Genomic DNA, 16,315 nt, shown 5'->3' with positions numbered 1-16,315 from the left:
TGCGTCTGGCCAGTGCCGGGCGACGCGCCTCTATGCGGGGCATGGCGCCGGCCGGCGCCGGCTTGCGACCCGATCCGGTCTCTGGTGGCTTGGAAGACGGCCCGGGATGATCCGCCTGACCCGGGAGGTCCCATGACGCGGCAGGCGAAACACGAGAGGCAAAGCACCATGTTCGAACCGTCCGCGAATGTCAGCGAAGCGTTCTTTCGGCATCTGGTGCAGACCCATGCCTTGGGACATCGCGGGTTCCACGGCGAGGATCATTGGCGCCGCGTTCTCTTCAACGGCCGCATGCTGGCCGCGGCGACCGGCGCCAACCTCAAGGTCGTCGAACTCTTCGCGCTGGTCCACGACAGCCGGCGCGAGAACGAGGATCACGATCCCGAACACGGGCTGCGTGCCGCACATCATGCCCGGACCCTGCGGGAAACCTGGTTCGACGCCAGCGATGACGAGATGGAGCTTCTGACCGAGGCTTGCCGGCTACACTCCGACGGCTTGACGGCGGGCGATCTGACGGTCCGGGTCTGCTGGGATGCCGACCGCCTCGATCTCGGGCGGGTCGGCCTGCGCCCGAGCGCAAGATATCTCTGCACCGACCATGCAAGGCGTCCGGAGGTGATCGCGGCCGCTTATCGCAGGTCGCTACTGGGCGCAGACGCCTGATACATTGGCTCCCACGTCGCTGTCGCAGCGCCGAGAGTCCGACAATGCGGCTTGCATCCTTTGCACCATGCAGCGTCCGGGACGGTCTGCGATACGGGGGACAAGCATCCGGGGAATTTCAGGACGACCATGCCAATTATCCGGCCGATAATGGTGCCCAGGAGAGGACTCGAACCTCCACGCCCATACGGGCACTAGCACCTGAAGCTAGCGCGTCTACCAGTTCCGCCACCTGGGCAGGTGTCGTGAGCGGCGGTGTAGCCCCGGCCCAGGGACCTGTCAACGGCGATTCGACGAGGTGCCGGGCCGCCTTGTTTCACCCCCGGCCGGGCGGTAAGGAAGGCGCGTCACACGCGTAGCGGAGGCCCATGATGGCGCAGCTCGTCACGATCTACGGCGGCTCGGGATTCCTCGGGCGCTACATCGCGCGGCGAATGGCCCAGGAAGGCTGGCGCGTGCGCGTCGCGGTGCGGAATCCGAACGACGCGCATTTCGTGCGCCCCTATGGTGTCGTCGGACAGGTCGAGCCGCTTTTCTGCAACATCCGTGACGATGCCAGCGTCGCCGCCGTCGCGCAGGGCGCGGACGCGGTCGTCAACTGCGTGGGCACCTTCGATTCGTTCGGCAAGAACAACTTCGACGCGGTACAGGCCGAGGGCGCGGGCCGAATCGCCCGGATCGCGGCGGAGGCCGGCGCGGCGCGCATGGTCCAGATCTCGGCGATCGGCGCCGATCCCGAGGGTCCCAGTCTCTACGCGCGCAGCAAGGCCGAAGGAGAGCGCCGGGTGCTCGAGGCGATGCCGCAGGCGGTGATCCTGCGGCCCTCGGTCCTGTTCGGCCCGGAGGACGACTTCTTCAACCGGTTCGCGGGCATGGCGCGGTTCAGCCCGGCGATCCCGGTCGTCGGCGCGAATGTCCGATTCCAGCCGGCCTATGTCGACGATGTCGCGGCCGCGGCGGTGGAGGGCGTCACCGGCCGTGCCGAGCCCGGCATCTACGAGCTGGGCGGCCCGGACGTCGACACGTTCCGCGAACTCATGCAGCTCATGCTGGGCGTGATCCGGCGGCGCCGCCTGGTGATCAGCGTGCCATTCTGGGTGGCGCGGATCATGGCGGCTGGCCTCGACGGGCTGGAGCGCGCCACTCTTCGGCTTTACCGCAACGGCACACTGACCCGCGACCAGGTGCGTCAGCTCGGCCGCGACAACGTCGTCGCGGACGGGGCGCGCGGCTTTGCCGAGCTCGGCATCGCGCCTGTGTCGATGGAGGCGGTGCTGCCCGAGTACCTTTGGCGCTTCCGGCCCTCGGGCCAGTATACCGCGATCAAGGACTCGGCCCGCAACCTGCGGGACTGACCGCCCCCGGTCACGCCTTCAGCGCGATCATCGCCCCGTAGTTCCGGCACCCCGTCAGCGGGGTCGGCGCATGACCGATGCTTTGCCTGCCCAGCCATTCCTGGCAGGCCCGCGCCTGAGGACAGGCGGCACAGTTCTCGACCATCCGGGCATAGACCTGCGGCGTGAGCCGTTCGGCGGCGAGCGCGTCGGACAGGCTGATGCCCATCGCCCGCGCCACGCTGCGCGTGATCCAGAAATGGCGCTCCGGGGTTCCGATCGCGTTCATGGCTGAGTGGCCTCCTTTTCCGGTTGCGAGAGCCTCGAAAGGCGCTCGCTGTTGCGGCATCCCCGCGGCGGCGCGACCGCGGGGCAATTCTCGCGCTCGTGCAGATCGAGCCAGCGCCCGCACCGCTCCAGCCTGTCGCAGGCGCGGCACCGGTCCACCATGTCGCGCCAGTCGGGCGCGGAAAGCCACCCCCTGGCCCACGCTCCGGCGGTATCCGCGCCGGTGACGCGCGCCATGCGCTGCAAAAGCCAGTAGTGCCGTCCGGGCGGGCCGAGAGGGCGCGGCACGACCCGCGCCTCAGCGTCCGCCGAGGCGGGCGAAAAGATCGGCGTTGCGGCAATATTCCGGCGCCGCGTCGCTGCCCGCGGCGTGCTCGTCGAGCCAGGCCTCGCACCGGCCGGGACTCGTGCACCCGCTGCAGGCAAGCACCGAGTCGGCGATCTCGTTGAAGGCGAGCTCGCCGCGAAGCGCCTTCTCCTCGAGGTCGATGCCCAGCGTCGTGGCCATCCGGTCCACGAGGTTGGCGTGGCGCTTGAGCGTCTTCTGACCCTGCATGGCGGCCTCCTTCCATGACGTTACGGGAAGAGGGTGCCTGCCCGTCGCCGGGGGCGCTTTGATGCAGGTCAAGCCCGCCGGCCCGCCCCGGCTCAGAGCCCTGACGCGACCCGGCGCACGAGGTCGCTCCGCGCGGCGTTGGGCGGATGCGTGCCCAGGAAGCGGTTGCCGGGATCGGGAAGGCGCGTGAAGAAGGCCGCGCCGCGCACCGGGTCATAGCCCGCCCGCGCGGCGATCACCGTCCCGAGCGCGTCGGCCTCCAGCTCGAAATCCTTGGAGTAGCTCCGCGCCCCGAGGATCGCGCCGACTTCCTGGGCCGACCGCACCGCCTCGAGCCCGGCGCCACCGCGGGCCGCGATCTCTCCGAAAACCAGCGCGCCGGCACGCGCGTTCTCGCGCTGGCGGTCGATATGCCCCAGAACATGGTGCGCCGCCTCGTGGCCGATCACGAAGGCCAATTCGTCGGCGTTGCGCACCGTGGCGATCAGCGGAATGTTGAGCGCCACGACCGGCCGCCCGGCCGGGTCGCGCGTCTGGAACGCGTTCGGCGGAAGCCCGGGGCGGTCGTCCACCACGATCCGGAAGTCGCAGTCGAGGGCCGGCGAGATCTCCCGGCACTCCGCTTCCGCGACAGGCTCCACCCTGTCCACCACCTCCACGAAACGGCGCACGGCGGCGTCGGCGCGGACGCGCGCCTCCTCGGACGGTGACGCGGCCGGGGCATCCGGGGTTTGCGGGACGGGAACCGGCGCGCAGCCGCCCAGCGTGATGGCGAGGGCGAGAAGGGCAAGCGCGGAGCGGATGGCGGAGCCGAGCATCGTTTTCCCGTGACCTCGCGTTTCGACACCGGTCCCAGTATCGGCACGCCGCGGCCCGGTTCCAGACATTTCGGCGTGATCCGCCGATGAACTTGCACATCCGCCTCGCGCGCCGCTAGGCTTCGGTCATGTTCAGCATCGAGCACGAATTCGACGCCACCGTGGTCACCCTGGTCGACGAGGGCGAGGTGCCGCTTCAGGAAGATGTCATCGTGCACGGCTTCGAGGAATGCGTCACGGTCGAGCAGTACGACCCGCGGACCGACCGGGTGAACCGCATCACGCTCTCCATGTCGCAGATGCGCGACCTCGCCGCGGCGATCGAGCTTCCCGAGGGCGTCTACAAGCGCCGCAACGGCGGCTGAGCGGCGCCTTGGCCGTCAGTCCAGACGGAACACCTTCTCGCGCGAGCGCGCGCCACGCACGAGGGTCAGCCGCGTCTTCGCGACACCCATGGCCCGGGCCAGAAGCGCCTGCGCCGCGGTCGTCGCGCGGCCGCCTTCGGGCGGCGCGGTGACGTAGGCGCGCAGGCGCCCCGCCTCTTCGACGAGCCGCTCCCGCCCCGCGCGCGGCGTCACGCGCAGCGCGATCTGCGCGCCCGGCCGGGCGAGATGCGTAAGGTCCGGCAATGCCATGACATGTCCCTTCCACGGGACGCGACCACCCGTCCAGAGCGCGACGCCGCTTGAAACCCGCCCCGCCGTGGCCGAGATAGTCGGTATCACCGAAGGAGAGACCATGCCCGCGCCCAATCCCGCCGCTCTCGAATTCATGCTGAGCCGCCGCTCGCGCCCGGCCAAGACGCTGGGCGCCCCCGCCCCCGACCGCGCGGCGCTGGCGCCGATCCTGAAGGCGGCGGCACGGGTGCCCGATCATGGCAAGCTGGAGCCGTGGCGCTTCGTCGTGCTGGAACGCGGCGCGCTCGACCGGCTGGCCGCCGCGGCCCGGGCACGGGCCGCCGAGCTCGGTCGGCCCGACCCCGACACCGACAAGGATGCCCGGCAATTCGCCGACAGCCCGCTCGCGGTGGCGGTGATCGAGGTGCAGAAGCCCTCCGAGAAGATCCCGCCGCTCGAACAGACCTATTCGGCCGGCGCGGCCTGCCTGTCGCTGCTCAATGCCGCGCTGGCCTCCGGCTGGGGCGCCAACTGGCTGTCCGGCTGGCCCGCCCACGACCCGACCTTCGGCCGCGCGGCGCTGGGCCTTGCGGACGGCGAACGGGTGGCCGGTTTCATCCATATCGGCACCGAAAGCGCCGCGCCGCCGGAACGCCCGCGGCCCGACCTCGACGCGATCGTCACATGGGTGACGGAGTGATCCTGGGCGATTTCCTCAAGGCGCTGGGCCAGATCGGCGACCGCCGCTTCCGCGCGGTGTTCTGGCGCGGGCTGGGGCTGACGGCGCTGCTGTTGGCGGCGGTTACCGCGGTGCTCGTCTGGGGGGTGGGCTGGCTCGTGGGCGATACCGTCACCCTCCCGCTTCTGGGCGAGGTCGGCTGGGTGGACAACGTGCTGAGCTGGGCGTTCCTGCTGCTCATGCTCGTGCTGTCGGTGTTCCTGATGGTGCCCGTCGCGTCGGCCTTCGTGTCCATGTTCCTCGAAGAGGTGGCCGAGGCCGTGGAGGATCGTCATTTCCCCGGCCTGCCGCCCGCGCCCGCCGTGCCCGTGTCCGATGCCGTGCGGGACGGTCTTGCCGCAATGGGCGTCCTGATCGCCGCGAACGCCGCGGCGCTTCTCTTGATCCTCGTGCTGCCGGTCGCGGGTGCGCCCGTCTTCATCGCCGTGAACGGCTACCTGCTCGGGCGGGAATACTTCACCGTGGCGGCGATGCGGCGCGAAGGGCGCGCGGGCGCGTTGCGGCTACGCCGGCGTCACGCGGCGACGATCTGGGCGGCCGGCGTGCTGATGGCGCTGCCGCTCGTCGTGCCGGTGCTGAACCTCTTCGTGCCGATCCTCGGCGCAGCCACCTTCACGCACCTGTACCACCGGCTGAAGGGGGACGCATCCGGTTGAAGAAGTCGATGTCCTGCACCGTGATCCATCCCGACAGGATGATGCCCGCGATCACCGCCCAGAGAAGCAGGGAGACCACCGTGACGATCCGGATCTTCCGGCCCAGGTGATGATGTTCGGGCGCGCTCGCATGCGTGCCGTCGGTCACCTTGCCGAGATCGCCCTGGGTCTGGATCCGGATGGGCAGCGCGACCAGCAACGTCATGAACCAGATGACGGCGTAGAGCACGAGCGCCGAGGCGATGGACATGCGGGGATCCTTTCAGGCTTGCGCCGGCGGCGGCGCGGCTGCCGGGCTCAGACTTCCTCGAGTTCGATCAGGCAGCCGTTGAAATCCTTGGGGTGCAGGAAGAGCACGGGCCTGCCATGCGCGCCGATCTTCGGCTCGCCCGAGCCGAGAACGCGCGCGCCGCTCTCGCGCAGCTTGTCGCGGGCGGCGAGGATATCGTCCACCTCGTAGCAGACGTGGTGGATGCCGCCGGCAGGGTTCTTTTCGAGAAAGCCCTTGATCGGGCTCTCCTCGCCCAGCGGGTACAGGAGTTCGATCTTGGTGTTGGGAAGCTCGATGAAGACGACCGTGACGCCGTGGTCCGGCTCGTCCTGCGGGGCACCCACCCGGGCGCCCAGCGCGCCGCGATACTGCGCGGCGGCCGCCTCGAGGTCGGGCACGGCGATGGCGACGTGGTTCAGACGTCCGATCATGGGACGGGGCCTTCCTGTTTCGCGCGTTGCCATCATATGGGACAGGAAGCACCGCGGCCGCAAGGGGAAGCCGCGGCGCTTAACCCCTCCTTCACCACGCGGGGCCAATGCTCCGACTCGGCCAGCACACCGCGTGAGAGGAGACCGCCAATGGACGAACACGACCGCATCATCCCGCTTCGCCGCCCCGCCGGCGCGGGCCCGCTTGCCGGGCTGACCGTCCTCGCCGTGGAGGACAGCCGCTTCGCGAGCGAGGCGTTGCGCCTTCTGTGCCTGCGGTCCGGCGCGCGCATTCGCCGCGCCGACAGTCTTGCCGCCGCGCGGCGCCATCTTGCCGTCTACCGGCCCAGCGTGCTGCTGGTGGACATGGGGCTGCCCGACGGGTCGGGCGCCCAGCTCCTGGCCGAGGCCGCGCGCGCCACGGCGGCGGCCCAGGTCATCCTGGGGATGAGCGGCGATCCCTGCGCCGAAGGCGCGGCGCTCGCCGCCGGTGCCCACGGGTTCCTGCCGAAGCCCTTGCCGGGGCTCGCCGCCTTCCAGCGCGCGGTGCTCAGCCACCTGCCGGACAGCGTCGAGGTATCGGCGCCCGGGCGCGCCGCGATCGGGGCCATGCCCCGGCCCGACCCGATCGCCTACCACGACGACCTCGCGCATGCCGCCAGGGTCCTGTCCGGCAAGACGGGGCCGGCCGGGCTCGACTACGTCGCGCAGTTCCTGGGCGGGGTGGCCCGGATCGCGGAGGATGCGCCTCTGGCCGAGGCCGCAAGGGCCCTCGCGGCCGCCCGCGCCGAGGGGCGCGCCGGGCGCGGCGCGCTCGCGCATGTCACGGGGCTTTTGCAGGAGCGGCTATCGGAACGGGCGGCGATGTGATCGCCGCCCGCGGGGCGCGTCAGTCCCGCTCCACCACGCGCAGGGAGAGTTCCATCATCTGTTCCGGCGACGGCTGGGACGGCGCGCCCATCATCAGGTCCTCGGCCCGCTGGTTCATCGGGAAGGGGATCACCTCGCGGATGTTGAGCTCGTCGGCGAGCAGCATCACGATCCGGTCGATCCCGGCAGCACAGCCCCCATGCGGCGGGGCGCCGTACTGGAAGGCGGTCGCAAGCCCGCCGAAGCGGCGGCGCACCTCCGCCTCGCTGTAGCCCGCGATGGCGAAGGTCTTCAGCATCACGTCCAGCCGGTGGTTCCGGATCGCCCCCGAGACCAGCTCGTAGCCGTTGCAGGCGAGATCGTACTGGAACCCCTTCACCGCGAGCGGGTCGCCCTCCAGCGCGTCGATCCCGCCCTGCGGCATCGAGAAGGGGTTGTGCTCGAAGTCGATCTCGCCCGTCTCCGCGTCCTTCTCGAAGATCGGGAAATCCACGATCCAGGCGAAGGCGAAGCGGTTCTCGTCGAGGTGGTTCAACTCGCGGCCGATCACGTCGCGCGCCCGCGCGGCGACGGTCTGGAACTCCTTCGGCCGGCCGCCGAGGAAGAAGGCGGCGTCGCCCTTGCCGAGGCCGAGCTGCCGGCGGATCGCCTCGGTCCGCTCCGGGCCGATGTTCTTGGCCAGCGGCCCGGCGGCTTCCACCCCGTCCTCGCCGTCGCGCCAGAAGATGTAGCCCATCCCCGGCAGCCCCTGCTCCTGCGCGAACTTGTTCATCCGGTCGCAGAACTTGCGCGAGCCGCCGCCCGGTGCGGGGATGGCGCGGATCTCGGTGCCCTCCTGCTCCAGCAGCGAGGCGAAGATCGCGAAGCCCGAGCCGCGGAAATGCTCCGACACGGTCTGCATCTTGATCGGGTTGCGCAGATCGGGCTTGTCGGTTCCGTAATGCAGCATCGCGTCGGCGAAGCTGATCTGCGGCCAGACCTTGTCGACCTTGCGGCCGCCGCCGAACTCCTCGAACACGCCCTCGATCACTGGCTGGATCGTGTCGAAGACGTCCTGCTGGGTGACGAAGCTCATTTCCATGTCGAGCTGGTAGAAATCGGTGGGCGAGCGGTCGGCGCGGGGATCCTCGTCGCGGAAGCAGGGCGCGATCTGGAAGTACTTGTCGAAGCCCGAGACCATCAGCAGCTGCTTGAACTGCTGAGGCGCCTGCGGCAGCGCGTAGAACCGCCCCGGATGCAGGCGCGACGGCACGAGGAAGTCGCGCGCGCCCTCGGGCGAGGAGGCGGTGATGATCGGCGTCTGGTACTCCCGAAAGCCGATGTCCCACATCCGGCGGCGAATCGAGGCGACCACGTCCGACCGAAGCGTCATGTTGCGCTGCATCTCCTCGCGCCGCAGATCGAGGTAGCGATACCGAAGGCGCGTCTCCTCGGGGTATTCCTGGTCTCCGAACACCATCAGCGGCAATTCCGCGGCGGCGCCCAGCACCTCGATGTCGCGGATGTAGACCTCGATCTCGCCGGTGGGGATCTTGGGATTGATGAGCGAGGGATCGCGCGCCTTCACCTCGCCGTCGATGCGGACGCACCATTCCGAGCGCACCTTCTCCACCTCGGCGAAGACCGCGCTGTCGGGATCGCACAGCACCTGCGTGATGCCGTAGTGGTCGCGTAGATCGATGAAAAGCACGCCGCCGTGGTCGCGCACGCGGTGCACCCATCCCGAAAGGCGCACGGTCTGGCCCACGTCGCTGGTGCTGAGCTCGGCGCAGGTGTGGCTGCGATAAGGGTGCATGTCGGCCTCCGGTCCGCGGTTCCGCGCCGAGAAACAGGGCTTGGCGGGCGAAGTCAAGGTGCGGGCGCGCGGGCGGATTTTGCGATTCCCGTACTCGGTGGCATACTGCGCGACCGGGAGTGCAGGAAAGTCTTTGGCGGCGGCGCCCGCGGCGCCTCCGGGAAGTGGGGGACGATGTGGAGAAGCAGCTTTGAAGGAATGTTGCGGCGCATGATCCGGAAGGGCCGGCTGAAGGTGATCGGCCCGGACGGCAAGGCCGCGGAGTTCGGTCCCGGCGGAGAAGGATACGCGGCAGAGGTTCGCATCGCCGAAGAGGCGGTCTATCGCCGGATCTGCCTAGCCCCGGAACTGGCGCTGGGCGAGGGCTACATGAACGGCACGATCGAGATCGCGACCGACCAGCTCGAGCCTCTGCTGCGGCTTCTCGTCTCCAACCGCGGCAATGCCGACAACAGCCAGAGCTACACGCCCGTCGCGCGGGCGCTCGGGGGCCTGCGTTTCGCGCTGCGCCGCTGGGCCATGCGCAACACGCCGCTTTCGGCGCGGCGCAACGTGGCGCATCACTACGATCTTTCCGACGATCTTTACGGTCTCTTCCTCGACGAGGACTGGCAGTACAGCTGCGCCTATTTCGCCCGGCCGGACATGACGCTGGAAGAGGCGCAGGCTGCCAAGAAAGCGCATATCGCGGAAAAGCTGATGATCCGACCCGACGACCGGGTGCTCGACATCGGCTGCGGCTGGGGCGGCATGGCGCTCACGCTCGCGAGGGATTACGGCGCGCGCGTCCTGGGCGTGACGCTGTCGGAAAACCAGCTCGGGCGCGCCCGGGCGCGGGCCGAGGCCGAGGGGCTTTCGCACCGCGTCGAGTTCCGGCTGCTCGATTACCGCAAGCTCGACGAGCGCTTCGACCGCATCGTCAGCGTCGGGATGCTGGAGCATGTCGGCCTGCCGCAGCTGCCCGTCTATTTCGACAAGGTGCGCGACCTGCTCGCCCCGGACGGCGTGGCGCTCATCCACACGATCGGCCGGGTGTCGCCGCCGACCACGCAATCCGCCTGGCTCAGCAAGTACATCTTTCCCGGCGGCTACGTGCCATCGCTCTCCGAGCTCGCGGTTCCGGTCGAGGCGTCGGAGCTCTGGATCACCGATCTGGAAGTCCTTGCCGGCCATTACCATTACGCCCGGACGCTGCGCGAATGGCGGCACCGGTTCGAGGCCAATCTCGACGCGGTGCGCACGCTCAACGACGAGCGTTTCGTGCGCATGTGGCGCTACTACCTCACGGCATGCGAGGTGACATTCGACGAGACGCGGCAGGGCGTGTTCCAGCTTCAACTCGCCCATGACCAGACCATGGTTCCCGCCTCGCGCGCCTATCTCTACACGCCGCACCCCGCAGTGAGGCAGCTCAAGGCCGGCGAGTGACCGCGCGCGACGGGCGGGCGATCTCGAACCGGCAGGCGGGCGCGCCCGCGGCGCAGCACGCCGTCTCCGTGCAGCGCATGTCGGGATGCGCGAGCGCGGCGTAAAGCGTGGTGAAGACGCCCGAGTGCCAGTCGCAGACGGGGCGCGGCGCCGTTTCACCGCGGACGACCGGATTGTCGGCGATTTCGAAACAGAAAGGCGTTTTCACCGAGAACCGACCCGAGCCGGCGAAGGTCCAGGCATTCGCGGCGATCGCGCGGGCGAGTAGGCGGGCGGCGAGTGGCGCGGGCAGCATCCTCAGAAGACGTTGTGCCGGGCGGGGGATGCGATGCGCGAGGATGTAGCGCCCGGTGCCCACGCCCGCCGCATGGGCGAGGTCGGGCGCGCGGCCGGGTGCGATCCGCCGCAGCTCCTGGTGCACGCGTGCCACGGGCCGCTCGTCGATCATCCCGGTGCCGTCGGGCATCGCCTCGATCCCCGCCGCGGCGTAGACGGACCGGTCGAGCCCCGCCTCGCGCAGCAGCGGATCGAGCTGCAGCAGCGCGTTCGGGCCGATGCGGGCGGCCGTGCCGCCCGCGGCGGAGGTGCCATCGAAAGGCACCATGGCCTCAGACATTCTCCATCTGCTGATCAGAGCCGCCGCAGGCGCGCACCTCGGCGCCGTTCGGCATCTTGAAGCCTTCCCGGCGTTCCGCGCCGCGCTCCTTCATCTGGGCGCGCACCGCCTCTCGCCGCTCGCGTGCACGCGCGGCGCGGTCGGCGGCCGCTTCCCAGTCGTCCATCTGCGCCTCGGCGATCTGGCGGGTTTCGTCGAAGTTGAAATCCACCTTGTCCTTCGATTGCGGGCCCCAGTAGCCGGCCTTGCCCAGGTCGTAGAAGGTCCGGTTGAAACCCGCCTTCAGGAAGGCCTTGAGGCACCCCAGGAGGTAGCGCCGCCGGTAGCCCGTGCCCCGCCAGGGGTAATGGAAGAGCGCCTTCTTCATGTAGAAGCGGCGATAGTTGTTCATCACGCCGTCCAGCAGCTCGCCCCGCTCCATCGCGGCGGGCTTCATGATCGGGGTGACGAAGTTGTATTTCGAGAAATCGAAGATCTCGACCTGATCCTTTAGTTCCTGGAAGAGCGGCGTGAACGGCCATGGCGTGTACATCGCCCAGTTCGCCAGGTCCGGCTGCCAGTCCCACGCCATCTGGTAGGTCTCTTCCAGCGTCTCCCGGGTCTCGTTGTCGAGGCCGACGATGAACTGCGCCTCGACGAGGATGTCGGCCTCGCGAAGCAGGCGGATGGCGGTCTTGTTCTCGTCGACCTTGGTTTCCTTGTTGAACTGGTCGAGTTTCATCTGCGCGGCGGCCTCCGTGCCGAGGCTGACATGCACCAGCCCCGCCTTGCGGTAGAATTTCAGCAGCTCCCGGTCGCGGTAGATGTCGGTGACGCGCGTGTTGATGCCCCACTGCACGCGGCGCGGCAGGTCGCGGTCGATCAGTTCCTGGCAGAACTCGATGAACTTCTTGCGGTTTATGGTGGGCTCCTCGTCCGCGAGGATGAAGAAACCGACGCCGTGGTTTTCCACCAGATCCTCGATCTCGTCCACCACCGCCTTGGGCTCGCGCACGCGGTAGTCGCGCCAGAACTTCCACTGCGAGCAGAAGGAGCAGGTGAACGGGCAGCCGCGCGCCATGTTGGGAATCGCCACGCGGGTGTTCAGCGGGATGTAGATATATTTCTCCCACTCCAGAACGGTCCAGTCGGGCTTGATCGCCTCCAGGTCCTTCACGGTGCTCGCGGCCTCGTTCGCCACGATCTGCTCGCCGTCACGGAACGCCAGGCCCTTGATGCGGTAGCGGTCGGCGGGCCAGCGCCCGTCCTGCACCGCGAGCATCAGCTCGGTCAGGATCTCCTCGCCCTCGCCGCGCACGATCACGTCGACCCAGGGCGCTTCCGACAGGACCTGCTTGTACATGAACGTGGCGTGGACCCCGCCGAGGACGCGCACCGCGCCGGGCACACGCTCCTGTGCGATGCGCAGCACTTCCTCGGCGCGGTAGATCGACGGGGTGATCGCCGTCACCCCCACCACGTCGGGCTGCAGCGCCTCGATGCGGCCGGCCAGATCCTCGTCGGCGATGTTGTCGGTCATCGCGTCGATGAAATGGATATCGTCGAAACCGGCCTGCCGCAGATGCCCGGTCAGGTAGGCGACCCAGGCAGGGGGCCAGGTTCCGGCGATCTCGGCCCCGCCGGAGCGGTAGTTGGGGTGGACGAACAGAATGCGCATGGCGAGTCTCCCTTTTGGGAAAATCTGACAGATCTAATGTCAAGTTTGATTGACACAGATCAAGCCCGCAGCCACGGCGCCGCGCCGACGCGGAGGGCCGTTCCGAGGTGTTCGGAAACGCCCGGCCGCCCCCCCCTTGCACCGCAGCCGCGCTTCTCTATAACCCGTGCGGATTTGCGCGCCGCAGCCCCTGAGGATTGACATGCCCAGACGCACCGACATCCAGTCGATCATGATCATCGGGGCGGGGCCGATCATCATCGGTCAGGCCTGCGAGTTCGACTACTCCGGCGCGCAGGCCTGCAAGGCGCTCCGGGAAGAAGGCTACCGGGTCGTCCTGGTCAACTCCAACCCGGCGACGATCATGACGGACCCCGGCCTCGCCGACGCCACCTATATCGAGCCGATAACCCCCGAGATCGTGGCCCGGATCATCGAGAAGGAGCGGCCCGACGCGCTCCTGCCCACGATGGGCGGGCAGACCGGCCTCAACACGGCGCTCAAGCTCGAGGAGATGGGCGTTCTGGACCGCTTCGGCGTGGAGATGATCGGCGCGCGGCGCGCGGCCATCGAGATGGCGGAGGACCGCAAGCTCTTCCGCGAGGCGATGGAGCGGATCGGCCTCGAGAACCCGAAGGCCACCATCGCGAACTCCATGGAAGAGGCCATGGCCGCGCTCGAGCATGTGGGCCTGCCGGCCATCATCCGCCCGGCCTACACGCTGGGCGGCACCGGCGGCGGCATCGCCTACAACCGCGACGATTTCGAGCATTACTGCCGCTCGGGCCTCGACGCCTCGCCCGTCAGCCAGATCCTGATCGACGAGAGCCTGCTTGGCTGGAAGGAGTTCGAGATGGAGGTGGTCCGCGACCGCGCGGACAACGCCATCATCGTCTGCTCCATCGAGAACGTGGATCCGATGGGCGTGCACACGGGCGATTCGATCACCGTCGCGCCGGCGCTCACGCTGACCGACAAGGAATACCAGATCATGCGCAACGGCTCGATCGCCGTCCTGCGCGAGATCGGCGTGGAGACCGGCGGCTCCAACGTGCAATGGGCGGTGAACCCCGAAGACGGGCGCATGGTGGTGATCGAGATGAACCCCCGCGTCTCGCGCTCCTCCGCGCTGGCCTCGAAGGCCACGGGCTTTCCCATCGCCAAGATCGCGGCGAAGCTCGCCGTGGGCTACACCCTCGACGAGCTCGACAACGACATCACCAAGGTCACGCCCGCCAGTTTCGAGCCGACCATCGACTATGTCGTGACCAAGATCCCGCGCTTCGCCTTCGAGAAATTCCCGGGCGCCGAGCCCGACCTCACCACCTCGATGAAGTCGGTGGGCGAGGCGATGGCCATTGGCCGCACGGTCCACGAATCGATGCAGAAGGCGCTGTCGAGCCTCGAGACCGGGCTTTCCGGCTTCGACGAGATCGCGATCGACGGCGCCGACGATCCCGACCAGGCCCACGCCGCGATCGTCCGCGCGCTCTCGCGCAAGACGCCCGACCGGATTCGCGTGATCGCGCAGGCCATGCGCCATGGCCTCGACGACGAGGAGATCGGGGCCATCACCAGTTTCGATCCGTGGTTCCTCGCGCGGATCCGCGAGATCGTCGAGGCCGAGAACAGGCTGCGCCGGGACGGGTTGCCGGTCACGGAAGAGGGGCTGCGCGCGGCGAAGATGATGGGCTTCACCGATGCCCGCCTCGCGGAGCTGACGGGCCGGGAGGAGGCACAGGTCCGGCGCGCGCGCCTCAATCTCGGCGTCACCGCGGTCTTCAAGCGCATCGACACCTGCGCCGCCGAATTCGAGGCGCAGACGCCCTACATGTATTCCACCTACGAGGCGCCGATGATGGGCGAGGTGGAGTGCGAGGCGCGCCCCAGCGACCGGAAGAAGGTGGTGATCCTCGGCGGCGGTCCGAACCGGATCGGGCAGGGCATCGAGTTCGACTACTGCTGCTGCCACGCCTGCTTCGCGCTGAGCGACGCGGGCTACGAGACCATCATGGTCAACTGCAACCCGGAGACGGTGTCCACCGACTACGACACCTCCGACCGCCTCTACTTCGAGCCGCTGACCTTCGAGCACGTGATGGAAATCCTCCGGGTGGAGCAGGAGGCCGGCACGCTGCACGGGGTCATCGTGCAGTTCGGCGGGCAGACGCCCCTGAAACTGGCCCGGGCGCTCGAGGCCGAGGGCATCCCGATCCTCGGCACCACGCCCGACGCGATCGACCTCGCCGAGGACCGGGAACGCTTCCAGGCGCTGGTGAACAAGCTCGATCTGAAACAGCCCCAGAACGGGATCGCGTCTTCCAAGGCGCAGGCCCGCGCCATCGCCGAGGAGATCGGCTTTCCGCTGGTGATCCGCCCGTCCTACGTTCTGGGCGGCCGCGCCATGGAGATCGTGCGCGACCAGGCCCACCTGGAACGCTACATCGACGAGGCCGTGGTGGTCTCGGGCAAGAGCCCCGTGCTCCTCGACGGCTACCTCTCCGGCGCGACGGAGGTGGACGTGGACGCCATCTCCGACGGGCGCGACGTGCACGTGGCCGGCATCATGCAGCACATCGAGGAGGCGGGCGTGCATTCGGGCGACTCCGCCTGCTGCCTGCCGCCGCACTCGCTCTCCGCGCCCATCATCGAGGAGATCGAGCGCCAGACCCGCGCGCTGGCGCTGGAACTCGGCGTGGTGGGCCTGATGAACGTGCAGTTCGCGGTGAAGGACGGCGAGGTCTACCTGATCGAGGTGAACCCGCGCGCCTCGCGCACCGTGCCCTTCGTGGCCAAGGCCACCGACTCGGCCATCGCCTCCATCGCCGCGCGCGTCATGGCGGGCGAACCGCTCTCGGCCTTCTCCGGCCGGCCGCCCTACAAGGACGTGAGCTACGACCAGCCCCTGCCCCTCGCCGACCCGATGACGCTCGCGGACCCGGCGATGCCCTGGTTCTCGGTGAAGGAGGCGGTGATGCCCTTCGCCCGCTTTCCCGGCGTCGACACGATCCTGGGCCCCGAGATGCGCTCCACCGGCGAGGTGATGGGCTGGGACCGCTCCTTCGCGCGCGCGTTCCTCAAGGCGCAGCTCGGCGCCGGGATGGAGCTGCCCCAGTCGGGACGGGCCTTCGTGTCGATCCGGGACACCGACAAGGGCCCCCAGATGCTCGAGGCCGCCCGGCTTCTCACCGCGATGGGGCTGGAGATCGTCGCCACCCGCGGCACCGCCGCCTGGCTGACGGACAACGGTGTCGCGTGCGAGGTCGTGAACAAGGTCTACGAGGGCCGTCCCAACATCGTGGACCGGCTGAAGAACGCCGAGGTCGCGCTGGTGATGAACACCACCGAAGGCGCGCAGGCGGTCGAGGACAGCCGCGAGATCCGCTCGGTCGCCCTTTACGCCAAGATCCCCTACTTCACCACCGCCGCCGCGAGCCACGCCGCGACGCTCGCCATGAAGGCGCGGGAAGAGGGCGAGCTGTCGGTGAAACCGCTTCAGGGCTGACGCCGCCAGCGCCTTCTTCTTGGCGCAAATACTCCGGGGGAGTCGCGGCGGAGGGGGGGGGGGGGGGG

Annotated in this window: 18 protein-coding genes and 1 tRNA gene; 8 read left to right on the top strand and 11 right to left on the bottom strand. The window is 69.0% G+C overall.

All coding sequences use genetic code 11. The annotated features are described in order from the left end of the window. The first annotated feature begins 168 nt into the window (after positions 1 to 168). A complete protein-coding gene (locus AB6A69_RS12180; protein ID WP_371060962.1) occupies positions 169 to 666 on the top strand; it encodes a hypothetical protein in 498 nt (165 codons plus the stop codon). A 151-nt stretch (positions 667 to 817) separates the two neighbouring features. Here AB6A69_RS12180 and AB6A69_RS12175 read toward each other — a convergent pair. After that, positions 818 to 904: transfer RNA gene (locus AB6A69_RS12175), tRNA-Leu, on the bottom strand. A gap of 133 nt (positions 905 to 1,037) precedes the next feature. Here AB6A69_RS12175 and AB6A69_RS12170 point away from each other — a divergent pair. After that, positions 1,038 to 2,021, top strand: coding sequence for a complex I NDUFA9 subunit family protein (locus AB6A69_RS12170; RefSeq protein ID WP_371038910.1), 984 nt, complete (start codon positions 1,038 to 1,040; stop codon positions 2,019 to 2,021). Positions 2,022 to 2,031: 10 nt separating this feature from the next. Here AB6A69_RS12170 and AB6A69_RS12165 read toward each other — a convergent pair whose 3' ends face one another. From AB6A69_RS12165 to AB6A69_RS12150, 4 genes are all read right to left on the bottom strand, one after another. After that, entirely contained in the window at positions 2,032 to 2,289 is a 258-nt protein-coding gene (locus AB6A69_RS12165; protein ID WP_371060961.1) for a DUF6455 family protein, read from the bottom strand. Then, on the bottom strand, positions 2,286 to 2,576 hold the full coding sequence (locus tag AB6A69_RS12160) for a DUF6455 family protein (RefSeq protein WP_371060960.1): 291 nt from the start codon (positions 2,574 to 2,576) through the stop codon (positions 2,286 to 2,288). The genes AB6A69_RS12165 and AB6A69_RS12160 overlap by 4 nt, the downstream gene beginning before the upstream one ends. Before the next feature lie 10 nt (positions 2,577 to 2,586). Next, entirely contained in the window at positions 2,587 to 2,844 is a 258-nt protein-coding gene (locus AB6A69_RS12155; RefSeq protein WP_371038907.1) for a DUF6455 family protein, read from the bottom strand. A 92-nt stretch (positions 2,845 to 2,936) separates the two neighbouring features. After that, complete coding sequence (locus AB6A69_RS12150; protein WP_371060959.1) at positions 2,937 to 3,662, bottom strand: M48 family metallopeptidase; 726 nt, start codon at positions 3,660 to 3,662, stop codon at positions 2,937 to 2,939. A gap of 128 nt (positions 3,663 to 3,790) precedes the next feature. On the opposite strand from AB6A69_RS12150, the gene AB6A69_RS12145 reads away from it, so the two are divergent. Continuing rightward, a complete protein-coding gene (locus tag AB6A69_RS12145) occupies positions 3,791 to 4,027 on the top strand; it encodes a hypothetical protein (RefSeq protein WP_371038905.1) in 237 nt (78 codons plus the stop codon). A gap of 15 nt (positions 4,028 to 4,042) precedes the next feature. Here AB6A69_RS12145 and AB6A69_RS12140 read toward each other — a convergent pair whose 3' ends face one another. Beyond that, complete coding sequence (locus tag AB6A69_RS12140; RefSeq protein WP_371038904.1) at positions 4,043 to 4,297, bottom strand: DUF167 domain-containing protein; 255 nt, start codon at positions 4,295 to 4,297, stop codon at positions 4,043 to 4,045. A 103-nt stretch (positions 4,298 to 4,400) separates the two neighbouring features. On the opposite strand from AB6A69_RS12140, the gene AB6A69_RS12135 reads away from it, so the two are divergent. Together AB6A69_RS12135 and AB6A69_RS12130 are read left to right on the top strand one after the other, a co-directional pair. After that, positions 4,401 to 4,979, top strand: coding sequence for a nitroreductase (locus AB6A69_RS12135; protein WP_371038903.1), 579 nt, complete (start codon positions 4,401 to 4,403; stop codon positions 4,977 to 4,979). Further along, complete coding sequence (locus AB6A69_RS12130; RefSeq protein WP_371038902.1) at positions 4,964 to 5,674, top strand: EI24 domain-containing protein; 711 nt, start codon at positions 4,964 to 4,966, stop codon at positions 5,672 to 5,674. The genes AB6A69_RS12135 and AB6A69_RS12130 overlap by 16 nt, the downstream gene beginning before the upstream one ends. On the opposite strand, the gene AB6A69_RS12125 is transcribed toward AB6A69_RS12130, so the two are convergent. Together AB6A69_RS12125 and mce are read right to left on the bottom strand one after the other, a co-directional pair. Further along, positions 5,631 to 5,924 (bottom strand): DUF1467 family protein, encoded by a 294-nt coding sequence (locus tag AB6A69_RS12125; protein WP_371060958.1) that lies wholly within the window; start codon positions 5,922 to 5,924, stop codon positions 5,631 to 5,633. The genes AB6A69_RS12130 and AB6A69_RS12125 overlap by 44 nt on opposite strands. A gap of 47 nt (positions 5,925 to 5,971) precedes the next feature. Then, positions 5,972 to 6,376, bottom strand: coding sequence for a methylmalonyl-CoA epimerase (mce, locus tag AB6A69_RS12120; protein WP_371060957.1), 405 nt, complete (start codon positions 6,374 to 6,376; stop codon positions 5,972 to 5,974). Positions 6,377 to 6,526: 150 nt separating this feature from the next. Between mce and AB6A69_RS12115 the strand changes: the two genes are divergently transcribed. After that, a complete protein-coding gene (locus AB6A69_RS12115) occupies positions 6,527 to 7,246 on the top strand; it encodes a response regulator (protein ID WP_371060956.1) in 720 nt (239 codons plus the stop codon). A 19-nt stretch (positions 7,247 to 7,265) separates the two neighbouring features. Here the strand turns inward: AB6A69_RS12115 and aspS are convergent, their stop codons facing one another. Then, positions 7,266 to 9,041 carry an aspartate--tRNA ligase gene (gene aspS / locus AB6A69_RS12110; protein ID WP_371060955.1) on the bottom strand — a complete coding sequence of 592 codons (1,776 nt, stop codon included), beginning with the start codon at positions 9,039 to 9,041 and terminating at the stop codon, positions 7,266 to 7,268. Positions 9,042 to 9,251: 210 nt separating this feature from the next. On the opposite strand from aspS, the gene AB6A69_RS12105 reads away from it, so the two are divergent. Then, a complete protein-coding gene (locus tag AB6A69_RS12105; protein WP_371060954.1) occupies positions 9,252 to 10,469 on the top strand; it encodes a class I SAM-dependent methyltransferase in 1,218 nt (405 codons plus the stop codon). Here AB6A69_RS12105 and bchJ read toward each other — a convergent pair. Further along, a complete protein-coding gene (gene bchJ / locus AB6A69_RS12100) occupies positions 10,453 to 11,085 on the bottom strand; it encodes a bacteriochlorophyll 4-vinyl reductase (protein ID WP_371060953.1) in 633 nt (210 codons plus the stop codon). The two genes, AB6A69_RS12105 and bchJ, sit on opposite strands and share 17 nt — an antisense overlap. Then, the gene (gene bchE / locus AB6A69_RS12095; protein WP_371060952.1) at positions 11,078 to 12,742 is read right to left on the bottom strand and encodes a magnesium-protoporphyrin IX monomethyl ester anaerobic oxidative cyclase; all 1,665 of its coding nucleotides are present in this window, start codon (positions 12,740 to 12,742) and stop codon (positions 11,078 to 11,080) included. Before bchE ends, bchJ begins: the two co-directional genes overlap by 8 nt. 202 nt (positions 12,743 to 12,944) lie before the next feature. Between bchE and carB the strand changes: the two genes are divergently transcribed. Further along, complete coding sequence (gene carB, locus AB6A69_RS12090) at positions 12,945 to 16,247, top strand: carbamoyl-phosphate synthase large subunit (protein WP_371060951.1); 3,303 nt, start codon at positions 12,945 to 12,947, stop codon at positions 16,245 to 16,247. The last annotated feature ends 68 nt before the right edge of the window (positions 16,248 to 16,315 follow it).

Origin of the sequence: Rhodosalinus sp. 5P4 (assembly GCF_041365695.1) — a bacterium.
GTDB lineage: Bacteria > Pseudomonadota > Alphaproteobacteria > Rhodobacterales > Rhodobacteraceae > Rhodosalinus.
The sequence above is the reverse complement of the archived record's forward strand: the minus strand, read 5'-3'. Positions and strand labels throughout refer to the sequence as shown.

Excerpts from the sequence above, each read along its gene's own strand:
- aspS (WP_371060955.1), bottom strand. The coding sequence starts at position 9,041 with ATGCACCCTTATCGCAGCCACACCTGCGCCGAGCTCAGCACCAGCGAC.
- bchJ (WP_371060953.1), bottom strand. The coding sequence starts at position 11,085 with ATGTCTGAGGCCATGGTGCCTTTCGATGGCACCTCCGCCGCGGGCGGC.
- AB6A69_RS12105 (WP_371060954.1), top strand. The coding sequence starts at position 9,252 with ATGATCCGGAAGGGCCGGCTGAAGGTGATCGGCCCGGACGGCAAGGCC.
- AB6A69_RS12180 (WP_371060962.1), top strand. The coding sequence starts at position 169 with ATGTTCGAACCGTCCGCGAATGTCAGCGAAGCGTTCTTTCGGCATCTG.
- carB (WP_371060951.1), top strand. The coding sequence starts at position 12,945 with ATGCCCAGACGCACCGACATCCAGTCGATCATGATCATCGGGGCGGGG.
- AB6A69_RS12150 (WP_371060959.1), bottom strand. The coding sequence starts at position 3,662 with ATGCTCGGCTCCGCCATCCGCTCCGCGCTTGCCCTTCTCGCCCTCGCC.
- mce (WP_371060957.1), bottom strand. The coding sequence starts at position 6,376 with ATGATCGGACGTCTGAACCACGTCGCCATCGCCGTGCCCGACCTCGAG.
- AB6A69_RS12140 (WP_371038904.1), bottom strand. The coding sequence starts at position 4,297 with ATGGCATTGCCGGACCTTACGCATCTCGCCCGGCCGGGCGCGCAGATC.
- AB6A69_RS12165 (WP_371060961.1), bottom strand. The coding sequence starts at position 2,289 with ATGAACGCGATCGGAACCCCGGAGCGCCATTTCTGGATCACGCGCAGC.
- AB6A69_RS12155 (WP_371038907.1), bottom strand. The coding sequence starts at position 2,844 with ATGCAGGGTCAGAAGACGCTCAAGCGCCACGCCAACCTCGTGGACCGG.
- AB6A69_RS12145 (WP_371038905.1), top strand. The coding sequence starts at position 3,791 with ATGTTCAGCATCGAGCACGAATTCGACGCCACCGTGGTCACCCTGGTC.
- AB6A69_RS12135 (WP_371038903.1), top strand. The coding sequence starts at position 4,401 with ATGCCCGCGCCCAATCCCGCCGCTCTCGAATTCATGCTGAGCCGCCGC.
- AB6A69_RS12170 (WP_371038910.1), top strand. The coding sequence starts at position 1,038 with ATGGCGCAGCTCGTCACGATCTACGGCGGCTCGGGATTCCTCGGGCGC.
- bchE (WP_371060952.1), bottom strand. The coding sequence starts at position 12,742 with ATGCGCATTCTGTTCGTCCACCCCAACTACCGCTCCGGCGGGGCCGAG.
- AB6A69_RS12130 (WP_371038902.1), top strand. The coding sequence starts at position 4,964 with ATGGGTGACGGAGTGATCCTGGGCGATTTCCTCAAGGCGCTGGGCCAG.
- AB6A69_RS12125 (WP_371060958.1), bottom strand. The coding sequence starts at position 5,924 with ATGTCCATCGCCTCGGCGCTCGTGCTCTACGCCGTCATCTGGTTCATG.
- AB6A69_RS12115 (WP_371060956.1), top strand. The coding sequence starts at position 6,527 with ATGGACGAACACGACCGCATCATCCCGCTTCGCCGCCCCGCCGGCGCG.